This is a genomic window from Mesorhizobium helmanticense (assembly GCF_003034915.1).
Classification (GTDB): Bacteria; Pseudomonadota; Alphaproteobacteria; order Rhizobiales; family Rhizobiaceae; genus Mesorhizobium; species Mesorhizobium helmanticense.
This window is the reverse complement of the sequence record NZ_PZJX01000024.1, coordinates 251,120-266,060: the sequence shown is the minus strand read 5'-3', so window position 1 is coordinate 266,060 and position 14,941 is coordinate 251,120. Positions and strand designations below refer to the sequence as shown.

16 protein-coding genes and 1 tRNA gene are annotated in these 14,941 nt (G+C 63.9%); 13 read left to right on the top strand and 4 right to left on the bottom strand.

Annotation, left to right across the window (positions count from 1 at the left end; all coding sequences use genetic code 11):
• Nucleotides 1-3: 3 nt before the first annotated feature.
• A complete protein-coding gene (locus C9427_RS11010; protein ID WP_107649182.1) occupies nt 4-1,296 on the bottom strand; it encodes an ABC transporter substrate-binding protein in 1,293 nt (430 codons plus the stop codon).
• A gap of 315 nt (nt 1,297-1,611) precedes the next feature.
• Here C9427_RS11010 and C9427_RS11005 point away from each other — a divergent pair, with 315 nt between their 5' ends.
• From C9427_RS11005 to C9427_RS10960, 10 genes are all read left to right on the top strand, one after another.
• Entirely contained in the window at nt 1,612-2,883 is a 1,272-nt protein-coding gene (locus C9427_RS11005) for an extracellular solute-binding protein (protein WP_107649181.1), read from the top strand.
• Nucleotides 2,884-2,933: 50 nt separating this feature from the next.
• On the top strand, nt 2,934-3,866 hold the full coding sequence (locus tag C9427_RS11000) for a carbohydrate ABC transporter permease (protein WP_107649180.1): 933 nt from the start codon (nt 2,934-2,936) through the stop codon (nt 3,864-3,866).
• A 29-nt stretch (nt 3,867-3,895) separates the two neighbouring features.
• Complete coding sequence (locus C9427_RS10995) at nt 3,896-4,717, top strand: carbohydrate ABC transporter permease (protein ID WP_245437046.1); 822 nt, start codon at nt 3,896-3,898, stop codon at nt 4,715-4,717.
• Nucleotides 4,714-5,454 (top strand): PIG-L deacetylase family protein, encoded by a 741-nt coding sequence (locus C9427_RS10990; RefSeq protein WP_107649178.1) that lies wholly within the window; start codon nt 4,714-4,716, stop codon nt 5,452-5,454. Before C9427_RS10995 ends, C9427_RS10990 begins: the two co-directional genes overlap by 4 nt.
• Nucleotides 5,451-6,326, top strand: coding sequence for an ROK family protein (locus tag C9427_RS10985; protein ID WP_107649260.1), 876 nt, complete (start codon nt 5,451-5,453; stop codon nt 6,324-6,326). The genes C9427_RS10990 and C9427_RS10985 overlap by 4 nt, the downstream gene beginning before the upstream one ends.
• On the top strand, nt 6,323-7,093 hold the full coding sequence (locus C9427_RS10980) for a GntR family transcriptional regulator (RefSeq protein ID WP_107649177.1): 771 nt from the start codon (nt 6,323-6,325) through the stop codon (nt 7,091-7,093). The genes C9427_RS10985 and C9427_RS10980 overlap by 4 nt, the downstream gene beginning before the upstream one ends.
• 20 nt (nt 7,094-7,113) lie before the next feature.
• Nucleotides 7,114-7,905, top strand: coding sequence for a sugar isomerase domain-containing protein (locus C9427_RS10975; RefSeq protein WP_107649176.1), 792 nt, complete (start codon nt 7,114-7,116; stop codon nt 7,903-7,905).
• 219 nt (nt 7,906-8,124) lie between these two features.
• Nucleotides 8,125-8,658: a hypothetical protein gene (locus C9427_RS10970; protein ID WP_107649175.1), complete on the top strand. Its 534-nt coding sequence runs from the start codon at nt 8,125-8,127 to the stop codon at nt 8,656-8,658.
• Nucleotides 8,655-9,248 carry a hypothetical protein gene (locus C9427_RS10965; RefSeq protein ID WP_107649174.1) on the top strand — a complete coding sequence of 198 codons (594 nt, stop codon included), beginning with the start codon at nt 8,655-8,657 and terminating at the stop codon, nt 9,246-9,248. The genes C9427_RS10970 and C9427_RS10965 overlap by 4 nt, the downstream gene beginning before the upstream one ends.
• Nucleotides 9,224-9,784 carry a hypothetical protein gene (locus tag C9427_RS10960; protein WP_146172530.1) on the top strand — a complete coding sequence of 187 codons (561 nt, stop codon included), beginning with the start codon at nt 9,224-9,226 and terminating at the stop codon, nt 9,782-9,784. Before C9427_RS10965 ends, C9427_RS10960 begins: the two co-directional genes overlap by 25 nt.
• Here C9427_RS10960 and C9427_RS10955 read toward each other — a convergent pair.
• On the bottom strand, nt 9,759-11,012 hold the full coding sequence (locus C9427_RS10955; protein ID WP_107649259.1) for a hypothetical protein: 1,254 nt from the start codon (nt 11,010-11,012) through the stop codon (nt 9,759-9,761). The two genes, C9427_RS10960 and C9427_RS10955, sit on opposite strands and share 26 nt — an antisense overlap.
• A gap of 457 nt (nt 11,013-11,469) precedes the next feature.
• On the opposite strand from C9427_RS10955, the gene C9427_RS10950 reads away from it, so the two are divergent.
• On the top strand, nt 11,470-11,724 hold the full coding sequence (locus tag C9427_RS10950) for a hypothetical protein (protein ID WP_107649172.1): 255 nt from the start codon (nt 11,470-11,472) through the stop codon (nt 11,722-11,724).
• An 80-nt stretch (nt 11,725-11,804) separates the two neighbouring features.
• Here the strand turns inward: C9427_RS10950 and C9427_RS10945 are convergent.
• Both C9427_RS10945 and C9427_RS10940 read right to left on the bottom strand, forming a co-directional pair.
• Nucleotides 11,805-11,880: transfer RNA gene (locus tag C9427_RS10945), tRNA-Ala, on the bottom strand.
• Between the two features lie 181 nt (nt 11,881-12,061).
• Nucleotides 12,062-12,454, bottom strand: coding sequence for a TIGR02300 family protein (locus C9427_RS10940; RefSeq protein WP_107649171.1), 393 nt, complete (start codon nt 12,452-12,454; stop codon nt 12,062-12,064).
• 193 nt (nt 12,455-12,647) lie between these two features.
• On the opposite strand from C9427_RS10940, the gene aroA reads away from it, so the two are divergent.
• Nucleotides 12,648-14,006, top strand: coding sequence for a 3-phosphoshikimate 1-carboxyvinyltransferase (aroA, locus tag C9427_RS10935; RefSeq protein ID WP_107649170.1), 1,359 nt, complete (start codon nt 12,648-12,650; stop codon nt 14,004-14,006).
• 279 nt (nt 14,007-14,285) lie between these two features.
• The gene (gene cmk, locus C9427_RS10925; protein WP_107649169.1) at nt 14,286-14,936 is read left to right on the top strand and encodes a (d)CMP kinase; all 651 of its coding nucleotides are present in this window, start codon (nt 14,286-14,288) and stop codon (nt 14,934-14,936) included.
• Nucleotides 14,937-14,941: the final 5 nt, after the last annotated feature.

The following is a 14,941-nucleotide window of genomic DNA, read 5'->3' as shown; positions in this document are numbered from 1 at the left end:
CGGCTATTTGGCGGCGCGCTCCAGGATCGAGACGGCGTCAGCCTGAGCATTCGCCTGCGCATCCTTGGCCGAGACCTGCCTGTACTGCAACGCTTCGAGAGTCTGCTGCAGCGATTCGCTGAATTCCTGCCCGCCCGGAACGACGGGAAAGGGCTTGGCGTCGGCGAGCACGCTGACATAGCCGGACAGAAATTGCGAGCCGAGCTTGTCCTTGTGCGCCTCGATGTCGGAGCCGCGCGAGGGCAGGATGCCCATTGACATCAGAATGTCCGACATCGCCGAAGCGCCGTTCTTGCCCGACTTCGGGCTGTTCAGCCAGGCCAGGAATTCCCACGCCGCCTTCTGCTCGGCCTCGCCTGCCTTGGCGTTGACGACGGTCATCCAGGAATAGGAGATCGAATGCGGCTTGTCGCCGCTCGGGCCGACCGGGATGGGTGCAGTGGCAATGTCCGCGAACCTGTCGCCCATGCCGGTCTTGAGCGCGCTTTCCCACCAATTGGCCATGATGATCATGCCGGTCTTGCCGGAAACGAAATTGTCGAGGAATGGCCCGGTGGTGTTGGCGTCCGCGGTCGCCATTGCCGGATCGCTGGCGCCGGACTTGATCAGATCCTCATAGAGCTGGAAGGTCTCGCCGGCCTGCGGACTGTCCAGTACAGGCTTGCCGTCCTTGACCAGTTCGCCGCCATTGGAGACCAGCAGCGAGGCGAAGGGGTGGACGACGCCCGCCGCCCAGGAATTGATCATGCCGAAACCCTGCTGCCCGGCGTCCTTGTTGGTCAACTTTTTGGCGGCATCCTTGAACTCGTCCCAGGTCTTGGGGGGTGCAGCGATGCCAGCTTGCTTGAACAGCGCCTTGTTGTAGTTCAGCGCGTAGACGTCGATTTCGTTGGGAATGCCATAGAGCGTGCCGCCGACCGAGGCGCCACTGACCACGCCCGCCGGCCATGCGCCCTTGACCTCGCCGGCGACAGCTTCAGGCGCCGGCGCGACCAGTTTGTCGCGCGCCAGTTCGGGCAGCCACAGATCATAAATGCCGCCGATGGTCGGGCCGTCCGAGCCGCCGCCCTGGGAGCGCAGCGTCGTCAGCAGATCGCCGAAGGGAACGGCGCGGACGGTGACGGCCACGTCCGGATTGGTCTTCGAAAAATCCTTGGCAGCCGCCTCCAGCAAGGCGACCGTCTCCGGCGACCAATGGGTCAGATAGGAGATGGTGACCGATTGCGCCCAGCCGGTGACGGGCATGACGGCCAGCCCCGCGGCCAATGCCAGTTTCGAAATCCAAGTCAAAGACATCCGGATCCTCCGCAAAGGGCATAACGATGCCGATGACGTTATGACAACCTGAAGCGGGGGCGCAAGCCCTATCTTTCACGAAAAATTTTTGGACATCTGGCAGTGAGTTTTATCCGGCAAAGCGCCGCGATGAATCTTCGTTTAATACCAGTTATTTACATATGCCCAATCGCGTCATCCTCTTCCTGATCTCCTTTTCAAGGGCTCTTGCGGACCAAGTCATGTCGTTATAATGACCTTGCGATAAGCGAATGACTCTCTTTGCGGCCTGAAGCGCCGTGACACGCCAAGACAGACAAAAATGGGAGACTGGCAATGAGCATGCTTTCAATCCACCGGCGCATGATGTTGGGCCTGATCGGCGGCCTTGCCGCCGCTTGCGCCGGCGCCTTCACCGCCGTTCCGGCCAGAGCCGACGACACCGTGACGCTGTGGAGCTGGCGCACCGAGGACGAAGCCGCGATGCGCCGCATCTTCGATGCGTTCGAGGCCAAGAATCCAGGCGTCAAGGTCGACATCCAGTTCACGCCGGACGCCGACTACCAGAACCGGCTGAGCACGGCGCTGCGCGGCGGCCGTGGACCCGATATCGCGCAGCTCAAGGCCTATGGTGAATTGCAGCCCTTCATCGAAGGCGGCTATCTCGACGCGCTCGATGACAGCGTGAGCGAACTGAAGGCCATGCCGGACGCTGCCCTTGGCGGCGCGCGCGGCCGCGCCGACGGCAAGATCTATGGCGTGCCCTATTCGGTGCCTATGATGGGTGTCTTCTACAATCAGGAGATCTTTGCCGCGCAAGGCATCGAGGTTCCCAAGACCTACAAGGATTTTGTCGCCGCCTGCGAGAAGCTGAAGGCGGCTGGCATCACGCCGATCGCCGCCGGCGGCGCCAACGGCTCCGCCTGGGAGCTGGAGATCGGCGTCGGCGTCGTTGGTCCGACCATCTATGGTCCCGGCTTCTACGACGAGATGATGAGCGGCAAGGCGACCTTCGAGGATCCGCGCTACGTGGCGGCGCTGAAGCGCTTTGCCGAGTTGAAGCCGTACTACTCCGACGGCTTCGCCGGCGTCGACTACACCACGGCGACGCAGCAGTTCATCTCCGGCAAGGCGGCGATGTTCTTCGGCGGCTCGTTCGAGAACGGCAGCTTCAAGGCGCAGAACCCCAAGCTGAAATTTTCGATCTTCCCGTTCCCCGCCGATGATGCGGCGACCAAGCTCTACACCTCGGCCTTTTCGGATGGCTCCTACGGCCTCGTCTCCGAAAGCGCCAACAAGGAAGCCGCGATCAAGGTGCTGAACTTCATGGCTTCGGCCGAATTCGCGCAATTGTTCGCCGATGAACTCGGCTGGCCGCCGGCGCGGACCGACGTCACTGTGAAGGACCCGGTGCTGGCCGAGATGATGGCGATGGCGAAGAATTCGACGCCCTATCTGACGCTGGTCGGCTTCCGCTGGCAGACGCCGACGGCCTCCTCGGTGCTGCAGTCCGAAATCATCGACATGGTCGAGGGCAATATCACGCCGGAGAAGCTGGCGGGCGACATGCAAGCCGCCGTCGCCACCTGGTTCAAGCCCAAGCAATAAAGGTGTGCCGGCCGCGTCGCGGCCGACCTCACGCCAGCACAGAGCAGCGCATGACCGACCCTCGCCGCATGACCAGCCTCCAGCGCACCCAGCAGCGCATGGCCGTGCTGTTCATCCTGCCGGCGCTGGCAGTCTATGCGCTGTTCGTCCTCTATCCCCTGCTGATGTCGCTGTGGGGCAGCTTCTTCACCTGGAAGGGGCTGCGCATGCAGGAGTTCGCCGGCCTGTCGAACTTTGCCCGCCTCTTCGTCTTCCCGAGCGGCGAGCGCCTTTATGGGGCGCTCTGGCACAACGTCGCCTGGTTCTTCGGGATCATGCTGTTCCAGAACGGTCTCGGCCTTTTGTTCGCCTGGCTGCTGTTCCTGCGCGACAGGGGTGCGGCCTTCTTCCAGTCGGTCTTCTTCTTCCCGGCGGTGCTCAGCCCCGTCATCGTCGGCGCGCTGTGGCGCCTGCTGCTGGCGCCCGGCGGCATCGCCGAATGGGTGCTGAACGGGCTTGGCCTGCACCAAGGCAGCCTCACGGTGCTCGGCAACAGCCACACGGCGCTGGCGATGCTTATCGCCGTCGATGCCTGGAACTGGATGGGCCTGCCGGTGCTGATCTACACCGCCGGCCTCAGGCAGATCTCCGGCCAGATCTTCGAGGCGGCAAGGCTCGACGGTGCCAGCAATACGCGCATGCTGGTCTCGGTCGCGCTGCCACTGCTGATGCCGGCCATCGGCACGCTGACGACACTGTCGTTCATCAACACCTTCAACCAGTTCGACATCGTCTATGTGATGCAGGGCGTGCAGGGCAATCCGAGCTATTCGACCGACACGCTGGTGACCTATTTCTACCGGCTCGCCTTCGGCGCCGAGGGCGCGGTCGGCATCACCGACATCGGTCTCGCGCTGGCGCTCGGCACGATGCTGTTCCTGATCCTCAGCATCGGAACGCTTTTGATGCTGCGCTTCTTCGACCGGCGCACGGTGCAGCTATGACTGCGCTGGCCGTCACGCCAAGAGCCTTGATGCCAAAGCTGGCGCGGCTGCCCGGCTGGACGGTGCTGGTTTTGTGGACCGCGGCCGTGCTTTTGCCGCTCTATATTCTCATCGTATCCTGCTTCAAGACCACCGCCGAGATCTATGACAACAGGCTTGGCCTGCCGCAAAGCTTCGCCTTCGACAATTTCGTCAAGGCATGGACGCGCGCCGATCTCGGCCAGAATTTCATCAACAGCCTTATCGTCACCGGCGGCGCGGTGATCCTGACCATCGTCGTCTCGGCCATGGCCGCCTATCCGCTCAGCCGCTACCGGCTCGGCTGGAACGGCATCATGCTCGGCCTGTTCCTGTCCGGCATCATGCTGCCGATCCGGCTTGCCTCGGTCGAACTGTTCACGCTGATGCGCAATCTCGGCCTGCTCGATTCGCTGACCGGCCTGATCCTCGTCTATTCGGCGATCCGCATCCCCTTCGCCGTTTTCATCTTCGCCAATTTCATGCGCGTGCTGCCGTCCGAGCTCGACGAGGCGGCGCGCATGGACGGCGCCGGCGAGGCGCGCATCCTGTTCCAGATCATCCTGCCGATGGTGAAGCCGGCGGTGTCGATCGTCGCCATCTTCACCGCGATCGCCGTGTGGAACGATTTCTTCTTCCCGCTGATCTTCATCTTCGACGACCGCTACAAGACCGTGCCGCTGGCGATCAGCGTGTTCGTCGGCCAGTTCCGCACCGATTGGGGCCTGGTGTTCGCTTCGCTGGCGATCTCCATGGCGCCCATCCTGATCATGTATTGTCTGCTCGCCCGCCAGATTCGCGAAGGCGTCGGCGCCGGGGGAGGCATGAAATGATCGAAGACAAGGTCTACACCGCACGTTCGATACTGGTGGTGGGGGCACATGCCTTCGACGCCGAGGTGATCGCCGGGCCACTGGCGGCGGCGGCCGTGCGCGGCGGCGCTGCTGTCACCTTCCTGCATCTCACCATGGGCGAGCAGGGTCACCCCTGCCTCATCCCGGAGCATTATTGTGTGCAGAAGGAGGCGGAGGCAGCGAAGGCCGCCGCCCAGCTCGGCGTCGGCATGCGAACCTTCAAACTGAACGATGCCTTCCTGCCCGCCGATGACGAAACGGCATTGCGGGTCTGCGACGTCATCCGCGAATTGAAGCCCGAGATCGTCATCACCCATTGGCATGGCAGCTGGCACAAGGACCATCGCGCCGCCGCCCAACTGACGCAGACCGGCATCTTCTTCGCCGCACTGCCGACGATTGCTCGCAAACATCCGGCCCACACACCGCAACTGCTGCTGTTCGGCGAGAACTGGGAAGATGACGATGGCTTTCGACCCGAACACCTTATCGACGTCAGCGACGGGTTCGACATCTGGAGCGAGGCGGTCAAGGAATATGAGCTGGCGCGCGGGCTGAGCAGCTTTCCCTATGTCGACTACTACAGCGCGCTCTACCGGCTGCGCGGCTGCCTGCGCGGCACGCGCCATGCGCAGGGCTTCGCGGCGGCGTCGCATTCATGGAATGCCGGCAGCGGCCTGTTCGCGCCGCCGGCCGAACGAAAGCGCGGCCGATGACGCGCGTTCTGGCCATCGATCTCGGCGGCACCAATCTGCGGGCCGCGGCGCATTCCGACGATGTGCGGGCGCTGGAAATGCTGGGCCGCGAAGCCGCGCCAGACAGTCTCGACGCCTTTGTCGCGCGTATCCGCGCCCTCTCGGCCGAGGCCGGCCCGGTCGAGGCGCTCGGGCTCGCCGTGCCCGGACTTGTCGAAGGCTCGGTCTGCCGCTGGATCCCGAACCTGCCCTGGCTCGACGGCGTCGACATCGCGGCCTTGTTTCCCGAGCTTCGCGTCGCCATCGGCAACGATGCCCAGATCGCCATGCTGGCGGAAGCCGCCGAAGGCGCGGCCAAGGGCATGTCGGACGCAATCCTGCTGGCGATCGGCACCGGTATCGGCTCGGCGGTGCTGGCCAATGGCCGCATCGTCGCCGGCGCGCATGGCGGCGCCTGCTCGTTCGGCTGGGCTTGCGCCGACATCAAGGATCAAGGCGACGAGCGCAGCGGTTGGCTGGAGCGCGGTGCGTCGGGCCGGGCGCTCGATACCTTGGCTCATCAGATCGAACTCTCCGACGGCAGCCAGCTGATCGAGGCCGCCCGCGCCGGCGAGCTGGCGGCGCTCACGGTGCTCGAGCTGCCGTCGCGCCGGCTCGGCAGTGCCCTTGCCGGCGCCGTCGCCCTGCTCGATCCGCAAATGATCCTGATTTCCGGCGGTCTCGCGGATGCCGTGGACGTGATCGGGCCGCCGCTGCTGGCGGCGCTGCGGCGCCAGTTGCCGTCGCATATGCGCGATATCGTCCTGCGGCCCGGCGCGTTCGGCTCCCGTGCCGGCCTCGTCGGAGCGGCACTGGCCGGGCTCGCGGGGCCGCGGTGGAGGCAGATACGATGAGCGAGCCAAGCTTTCAGCAGCCCGACCGCAGCCGGCCCGAGCCGCTCTGGTACCAGGTGGAAGAGGCGATACGCGCCATCGTCAAGAGCGGCGAATGGGCGACGGGCGACCAGATACCGGCGGAAGACCGGCTCTGCGCCCTGTTCGGCGTCAGCCGCATCACGCTGCGACATGCCTTGCGCAATCTCGAGGAGCACGGACTGCTGCGGCGCGAGCATGGCCGCGGCACCTTCGTGCGCTCGACCACGCTTGTCGCCGGCACCCGCGAACTGACCAGCTTCACCCAGGAAATGGGCAATATGGGCGTGATCGCCGGCTCGCGCCTGCTCGATTGCAGCCTGACATCAGCCAACGCCGCCGCGGCCGGGGCGCTGGAGATCGAAGAGGGCGACCCGGTGGTGCGCATCCGGCGGCTGAGACTCGGCAACGACGAACCGATCGGCATCCAGACGGCGCAGCTTTCGGCGGTGCGCGTGCCGGGCTTCCTCGATGCCGGCCTGCTGCAGGGCTCGCTCTACGAAGCGCTGGAGCGCCACTACGGCATCGTGCCGGTCGCGGCGCGCGAGAACTACCGCGTCGGCGCCGTCGGGGCGGCGGACGCCGAACTGCTCGACCTCCCTGCCGGCAGCCCCGCCTTCGTGGTCGAGCGCATCACCACCGACGAGCGCGGCCCCTTCGAATTCACCGTCTCCATCATGCGTGGCGACCGCTACGAGATCCGCTCGACGCTGCGCGCCGGCCGGCTCTCCCCAAACACCCGAAGCTGACACATAACAGGAGTACCCAAGTGTCCGATCTCTACATCCCCCGCCTTGCCGCCCTCATCGAACAGGCATCGAAAGCCAATGCCGAAGCCTTCGATGAGGCCGCAACCCGCTTTGCCGACACGCTGCAAGGCGGCGGACTGGTCCATCTCTATGGCTCGGGCCACTCGGTGCTGCCGGTGCAGGAAGTGTTTCCGCGCTATGGCAGCTATGTCGGCTTCAACCCGCTGACCGACCCGCGCGTGATGTGGCACAATGTGCTCGGCGCCGGCGGCGTGCGTGAGCTTCTATGGCTGGAGCGGACGGAGAAATACGCCGAGAAATTCCTCGACCACCAGCCGCTCAACAAGGGCGATTCGATCATCATCTTCGGCCATAGCGGCCGCAACTCGTCCGGCATCGACACCGCGCTCTATGCCAAGAAGCGCGGCATCTTCGTCGTCGCGGTGACCAGCAAGAACAATCTCGACAAGCCGGCCACGCACTCCTCCGGCAAGCGGCTTGCCGATGCGGCCGATCTCGTCATCGACACCTGCTCGCCGATCGAGGATGCGATCGTGCCGGTCGAAGGCTGGAGCCGGCCGGTTTCGGGATCATCGACGGTGCTTGCCATGATCCTGGCGCATGAGCTGATCGCCCGCACCGCCGAGGCGCTGTCGAAGCGCGGCATCGAACTGCCGGTCTTCGCCTCGCCGACAATCGCCGGGGTGACGCTGCACGACACCGACGTGATCTACGGCGTCTACCGCGAGCGGATGCTGGAAGCGCAGAAGAAGCACCTTCCGGCTTTCCAGGCGACCATGCGCGGCGAGTAGAAAGCAGTGCAAGAAGCGGGCGCGGCACGGAGCACGCGCGCCCGCTGAAACCCAGTCTGTCGGAAGCGACCGGATGGCCCCGCCGTTTAAACAATGTAACAATTGTTGTCCGCTCGCGCGGCGGTTGCATCGTATAACGCTGACCTGAGTGCATCGCATACCGTACCGCGCATGACGGAACCGACACGAACGACAGTACGGCAAAGACTTTTTGCTTTCATGATCGCTGGCCTGGGTGGGCTGGCCGCATCGGCAATCTCGTTTTCGATGACGCTGTACGAGGCTGCCCATCCGCCGCAAGTGCCTGTCATGCAGGCAGGCCAGCAGATCGATACCGGTCGCTGGTTTGTGACATTGCGGACGGCACGCACCGGAACCGTGCCGCCGACCGGCGTTCCTCAGTCGCAACCCGTTAAGCTTGTGATGGTGGACATGGATGTGGTGAACCGTTCCGCCACTCCCAACAACGTGCTCTACCGCGTCGTCACGATCAGCGCGCCGGCGCAAAAGCTCGATATGCCGACGGCCTATCTCGATCGCGACAAATATCTGGCTGGATATTTCAATCCCAACATGCCGGAACGCCTGACGATGGTCTGGGAGTGGCCGGCCGATGTGCCAGTGCCAGACAAGATTACGGTGACCGTCACCGGCCAGATCTACAAGCGGCGCGACAACCTCTATGGCGCAAGCGGCTGGTACGACCGCGAACCCGTAGCGAGGGTCGATCTGCCGGTGGAGAAGGCGCCATGATGCGCGTGGTGCGCTCAGTGCTGGCGCTGATGTTTGCCGCTTTCGTGCTCTATGGCATGCAGCATACGCGTCCGCTCTACAGCAGGATCACGTCGCCGATAGCCTACTCGGGCGGCATGAACAAGCGTGTCGAGGCGAGTGCGTTCGCGCTTTCACTGGACAGCGTCAGGGTGGCGCGCGTTCTCAACACCGAAACTTTCGGCAAGTCAAAAACCTATACGAGTTCCGGCGTGTGGGTTGTGGTCGAGGGCGAGGCAGAGGCGAAATTCGAAACCTTGGGCCTGACATCCGGCGAGTGGCTGAGCGGCAGCGGCGTGCGCTACGTGCTGACCGACCGGGTGCCGGCGACGATCGAGATGATGTCGGGCGATGTCTACCAGCCCGGCCTGCCACGCCGCGTACTGCTGATGTTCGAAATGCCGGAGGATGCCGTCGCCGGCGGCACGGTAGTGGTCGCACGTACAAAATTGCTGCCGCTCGACGATGAGATCCGCATCGCCACGAATGTTTCCGGCAAGGACATAGAGCCGGCGATCACCATCCGCCGCAATGACGAAGGACCGCCATGGACAGTTCTCCCGCAAAGGTGACGTCAACGCGGCGAGGCTATTGGCTGAGCATGGCGGCGCTGGTGGTTGCCGTGCCTGCCGCGCTGGCCGCGCAGACCTGGGGAAGCATCAAGGACTGGCGCGCCCAGCATCTGCGCCAGCCGGTAGCCGCGACCTTGGGGCAACCGGTCGACTATGCCGGCGCAAGCTGGACCGTGACGCGCTTCACCAGATTGGCGGGCAGCGGGGGAAACGCCGTCGTCCTGGCCGAATTCGAGGCCGTTGCTGCTGACCCGAAGGCGCTCGGCGCCATTCCGTGCGAGGTGCGGCTTGCCGACGAAAGCGGCCGCGCATGGCAGCCGACCCTGTTTGCCGATCCGGTGCTCAGGCAGCAATATCCGGAGGCCGAGCAGCGGTCGCTGTGCGGCGGCGTCGCATTCGCAGCGATAGAACCCGGCCAACCAGCACGGATGGTTGCCAGCTTTTCGATCCCACCCGCGGCGAGCAGCCTTACGCTGTCGATCGCGCTCCGTTCGGCGCTGCCGAATTATCTCAGCGTTGGCGAACCGCGGACCTGACGTCACTCGCCCCTCGCGCCCCACCGACCGCAGTCTCGAGCACGGCTGCAAGCAGGGCGACCCGGACCGCGTCGAGCAAGATGCCTCCGTCGAGCTCGCTTGGGCTGCCGATGAAAAGGCTGATTGTGTCGGCAAAGACCTGCCAGGTCCCCAGATCATGCGCTCCGATCAACCTTGTCAGGCCATACCATATCCAGGCTCCGGCCCATGAGACGGCCTGATAGGCGATGACGAAGGTGACAAGCGTGGCAAGGCCGGCACTGAGCGTCAGCTTGAGGCAAGTCCAGACCGGCGCGTAGCGGCTGCGATAGCCACCGACGAAGTGGGCCGCAAAATCCTTCAGCCACTTGCGCCAGGAGGTTGCGTGCAATGCCGCGGGAGTAGCAGCTGCCGGCGCGGAAAGCTCATAGCCGTTGATGATCGCGGCCATCACCAGCCAGACAATCGGCAGCAATGCGAAGAAGAACAGGTTCTGAAGCTGCTCGCCTAGGGGAAGCGGCCGAAATTCCACGGGAACGAACTCCGCGGCCGCGGCCGAAGTTACCGGCGCGAGCAAATCGAGGCCGATCTGCTGCAGCGCAGCGCCCGCGCCAAGCCAGCGGATGAGTTCGTCTTTCCAGACGCCGAGCGCGTAGAGACCGATGAAGATCCAGGTTGCGTCGGTCGCCACGATCAGCAACCGCCAATAGGGATGAGAGGCGCGCGCATTCAATCGCTTGGCGGCAAAACGCACCAGCCAGCATATGACGATCGACAGTATCACCCCGCTGGATTGAAGGATGGCGAAGATGTCGACGCTCTTGCCTAGATCGGCCTGGGCCAGCGCCATGCGCGAGTATTCGCGGACCGTATCCCCGAGAAAGCCCCAGGCGGCATAGTAGGCGAAGAACGGCAGGATCGCGGCCGCGGTTATGGCTAGGGCCGGTTCGCGCTTCGTCTCGCTGGCACCCTTGGCCGCTTTTTGTCGCAGGGCCGCCAGCGCCGGCATATGCGGCCGCAGGATGACGAACATCATGACCAGCACCGAGAGCCTGGCGAGAACCACCAGGGACAAGACCACCATTCCGCCGAGCGGGAACTGGAGGCCGATGGCCACGGCGCCCTGAAGCAGCAGGTCGTGAGCGATCATGCCGATGCAGCCGATCAGCAAAAGCTGCGGCCAGCACTGGGCGAGCAACCGCACGGTCAGCGCCAGCGGCCGGAGGATGTCGTCAATCGTCGTGGTCATTGCGTCGAGCGGCCTTCCTGCTTCCATCCGGGATTCCGGGCGCTGTCTTTCAGCGGATTGTTCGCCGTCATCCCTGCAAATGCTGGAAGCAAGTTCAAACCCCCTGTGCCTGATTTGATTGTCGGTAACGCAAGTTTACCGCACCCGGCCTTGCGGATTTGCCGGCCCTTTTCGGGGGAGCGAGAGGCCTCGGGCAGCAAAGGCGGCGTGTGTCCATTCAAATGACCGGACAGGGCCAGTTCCGTACCATACCAATTCCGGAGCCCATATTGTGGGAAGGCTCTGTGAAACTCTTCACTGAAGAATTTCGTAAAGGATGATTGGACGGCCATCAGGTCTTTTGTAGGCCTGCCGCAGCATGGGGCATCTGCGGCGAGGCATGACCGACTGACGAGCGGGAAACATTTGGCCGGCTGAAGCGTTACTTACCAGGGGCAAATATGGGGCGGGGTTTTACATGGCATCCAAACGCAGCACGACGGATCATTTGTCCGATGATCCCATAATCCGCGGCGATATAGCAAAAAGGGTTTCAACGGCGATCGAGAGCAATGGAATTGCAAAATCCGATATGGTGGAAACAGATCGCCCGGAGCTTCGGGTAGAAGCTGTAAAATCTGGACGGTCCCTGGCTTCATCCGTCAAAGTAAGCGCATTTGTCGGTGTGATCATCCTCCTTGCGCTCGTGGTGCTTGGCATGGCGTTCTACTGAATAAGATCAGCGCCCAGCGGGGCATTCGCCAGGATTCTATAGCGCGGCGCACGCTCAGACCGCGAAGGTGAAAGACTGTTTGGTGGAGCCAATCGGAATCGAACCGACGACCTCTTGAATGCCATTCAAGCGCTCTCCCAACTGAGCTATGGCCCCACTCCCGGCAGTCAACCGGCGCCGTTGCCGGCGAAGAGATCCAGCGCGGGTTCTAAATCCGCGCCGTTAGTGCTGGCGGCTTCTAACCCCGCCTTCCCCGAATATCAAGCCGTCGAGAACCGCTTTTTCGCGACGGCGCAACGAAAGCCGGCGAATGCAACTCGCACCCGCCTGGTCCGCATCAAACTTCGTCGTCGTCGTCGCCGACGCCGATCATGTCAGCGACATCGTCGTCCTCTTCCTCTTCGTCGGCGAGGAAAGTGTCTTCCTCGTCGTCGCCGAGATCGACATCGTCCTCGTCATCGCCAAGATCGGGAAGATCGTCGCCACTTTTCGCCTCGTCGTCCGCCTCTTCGAGCGAAACTACTTCGACGCCCTCTTCCTCCTCGGCGTCGACTTCCTTCTCGGCGACTTCCTCTTCCTCCTCGATGGCGGCGGCCTTGCCTTCCTCGAAATAGGAGCGGGGGTAGGTCTTGCCGGTATAGGGCGAGACGATCGGGTCCTTGTTCAGGTCATAGAATTTCCGACCCGTTTCCGGATCTATGCGTTTGGTGCCAAGTTCAGGTTTTGCCACAGCAAGCCTCGTAGATAAAAGGTTGGTCCCCTTAGCGGCAGTTTACGGCGCTGTCAAAGCCTAAAGCCGGCGTCGCAAAACCCTGCGTCGGACGGCCTCGCGCAAGGGGATGACCATTTCGACGCGCCGTGATACGAGACCGCCGCAACGAATGAAAAAAGCCGGTCCGCCGGCATTTCACCCAGGGAATACAATGTCGCATTCCGCCGCTCCCAAGCCGGCCACCGCCCGCAAATCTCCAGCCCTTTCCGGCACTGCCCGCGTGCCGGGCGACAAGTCAATCTCGCACCGCTCCTTCATGTTCGGCGGACTGGCCTCCGGCGAGACCCGCATCACCGGCCTGCTGGAGGGCGAGGACGTGATGCGCACGGGCGCGGCGATGAAGGCGATGGGCGCGCATATCGAGAAGCGCGGCGCTGAATGGCTGATCCGCGGCACTGGCAATGGCGCGCTGTTGCAGCCGGAAGGTCCGCTCGATTTCGGCAATGCCGGCACCGGCTCGCGCCTCACCATGGGCCTGGTCGGCACCTATGACATGGAAACGACCTTCATTGGCGACGCGTCCTTGTCCGGCCGGCCGATGGGCCGCGTGCTCGAACCCTTGCGCCAGATGGGCGTGCAGGTGCTGAAGGCAACGCCCGGCGATCGCATGCCGATCACGCTGCACGGGCCCAAGCACGCCGCGCCCATCACCTACCGCGTGCCGATGGCCTCCGCACAGGTGAAGTCGGCGGTGCTGCTCGCCGGGCTGAACACGCCTGGGGTCACCACCGTCATCGAACCGGTGATGACGCGCGACCATACCGAAAAGATGCTGAAGGGGTTCGGCGCCAATCTGTCGGTCGAGACCGACGAGCGCGGCGTGCGGCATATCTTCATCGAGGGCCAGGGCAAGCTTACCGGGCAGACCATCGCGGTGCCTGGCGACCCGTCCTCGGCTGGCTTCCCATTGGTGGCCGCGCTGATCGTGCCGGGCTCGGACATCACGATCGAGAACGTGTTGATGAACCCGACCCGCACCGGGCTTTTGCTGACCTTGCAGGAGATGGGCGGCAAGATCGACATCTTGAACCCACGCAATGCCGGCGGCGAGGATGTCGCCGATCTGCGCGTGCGCTATTCCGAGCTCAAGGGCGTCATCGTGCCACCGGAGCGGGCGCCGTCGATGATCGATGAGTATCCGGTGCTGGCTGTGGCGGCGAGCTTCGCCGAGGGCGAGACCCTGATGCAGGGGCTGGAAGAATTGCGAGTGAAAGAATCCGACCGGCTGTCGGCTGTCACCAACGGGCTGAAGCTCAACGGCGTCGACTGCAGCGAGGGCGAGGCCTCGCTTGCGGTGCGCGGCAAGCCTGAGGGTAAGGGCCTCGGCGGACACCCGAATGGCCAGGACACGACCGTGCAGACCCATCTCGACCACCGCATCGCCATGAGTTTTCTGGTGATGGGACTGGCAACGGAGAAGCCGGTGACAATCGACGATCAGGCGATGATCGCGACGAGTTTCCCGGAGTTCATGGGGCTGATGAAGGGGCTGGGCGCGGAGATCGGGTGACTTGTTGATGGCAATCGCAGACCTCAGAGATTGGGCGCCAACATTCTTCCCTTCGTCATCCTGGGGCGAAGCAAGGAGCGAAGCGACGCGGCGCAGACCCCAGGATCCATGCCGTGACGTCAAAGCTCCGCGACGGTGCGGAATTCTGACCCGCAGCATTCATCGGCTGATCTCACGGCATGGATCCCAGGGTCTCCGCTCCGCTACGCGTTCGCTGCGCCCTGGGATGACGAAGGCCCGGTGGCCCAGCGCCAAGCGGACAAAGGCGGCGGCCGGCCAATGAGCCCGACCTTTACCATCGCCATCGACGGCCCCGCAGGAGCAGGCAAAGGTACGCTGGCACGGCGGCTCGCCGACCACTACCGGCTGAACCTGCTCGACACCGGCCTCACCTATCGCGCGGTGGCGCATGCGCTGCTGCAGCTTGGCCTGCCGCTCGACAATGTCTCCGCAGCCGAGACCGCGGCGCGCCAGGTCGACCTCAACAAGCTCGACCGCGCCATACTGTCGGCACATGCGGTCGGCGAGGCTGCTTCGAAAGTCGCCGTGTTCCCGACGGTGCGGCGCATCCTGGTCGAAAAGCAGCGTGACTTCGCCAAGGCGCCACCCGGCGCCGTGCTCGACGGCCGCGACATCGGCACGGTGGTCTGCCCCGACGCCGACATCAAACTCTATGTGACGGCGAGCGCCGAGGTGCGGGCACAGCGGCGGCTGGCCGAGATCGAGAGCATCGGCGGCACCGCCAATTTCGCCGAGATCCTTGCCGACATCATGCGCCGCGACGAGCGCGACATGGGCCGTGCGGACTCGCCCTTGAAGCCGGCCGCCGACGCGCACTTGCTTGATACGTCCGAAATGGCTATAGAGGCCGCGTTTCTGGCGGCAAGAGCGATCATCGACGACGTTCTCGCCAAAAGAAACAACGCCTGAGCCGG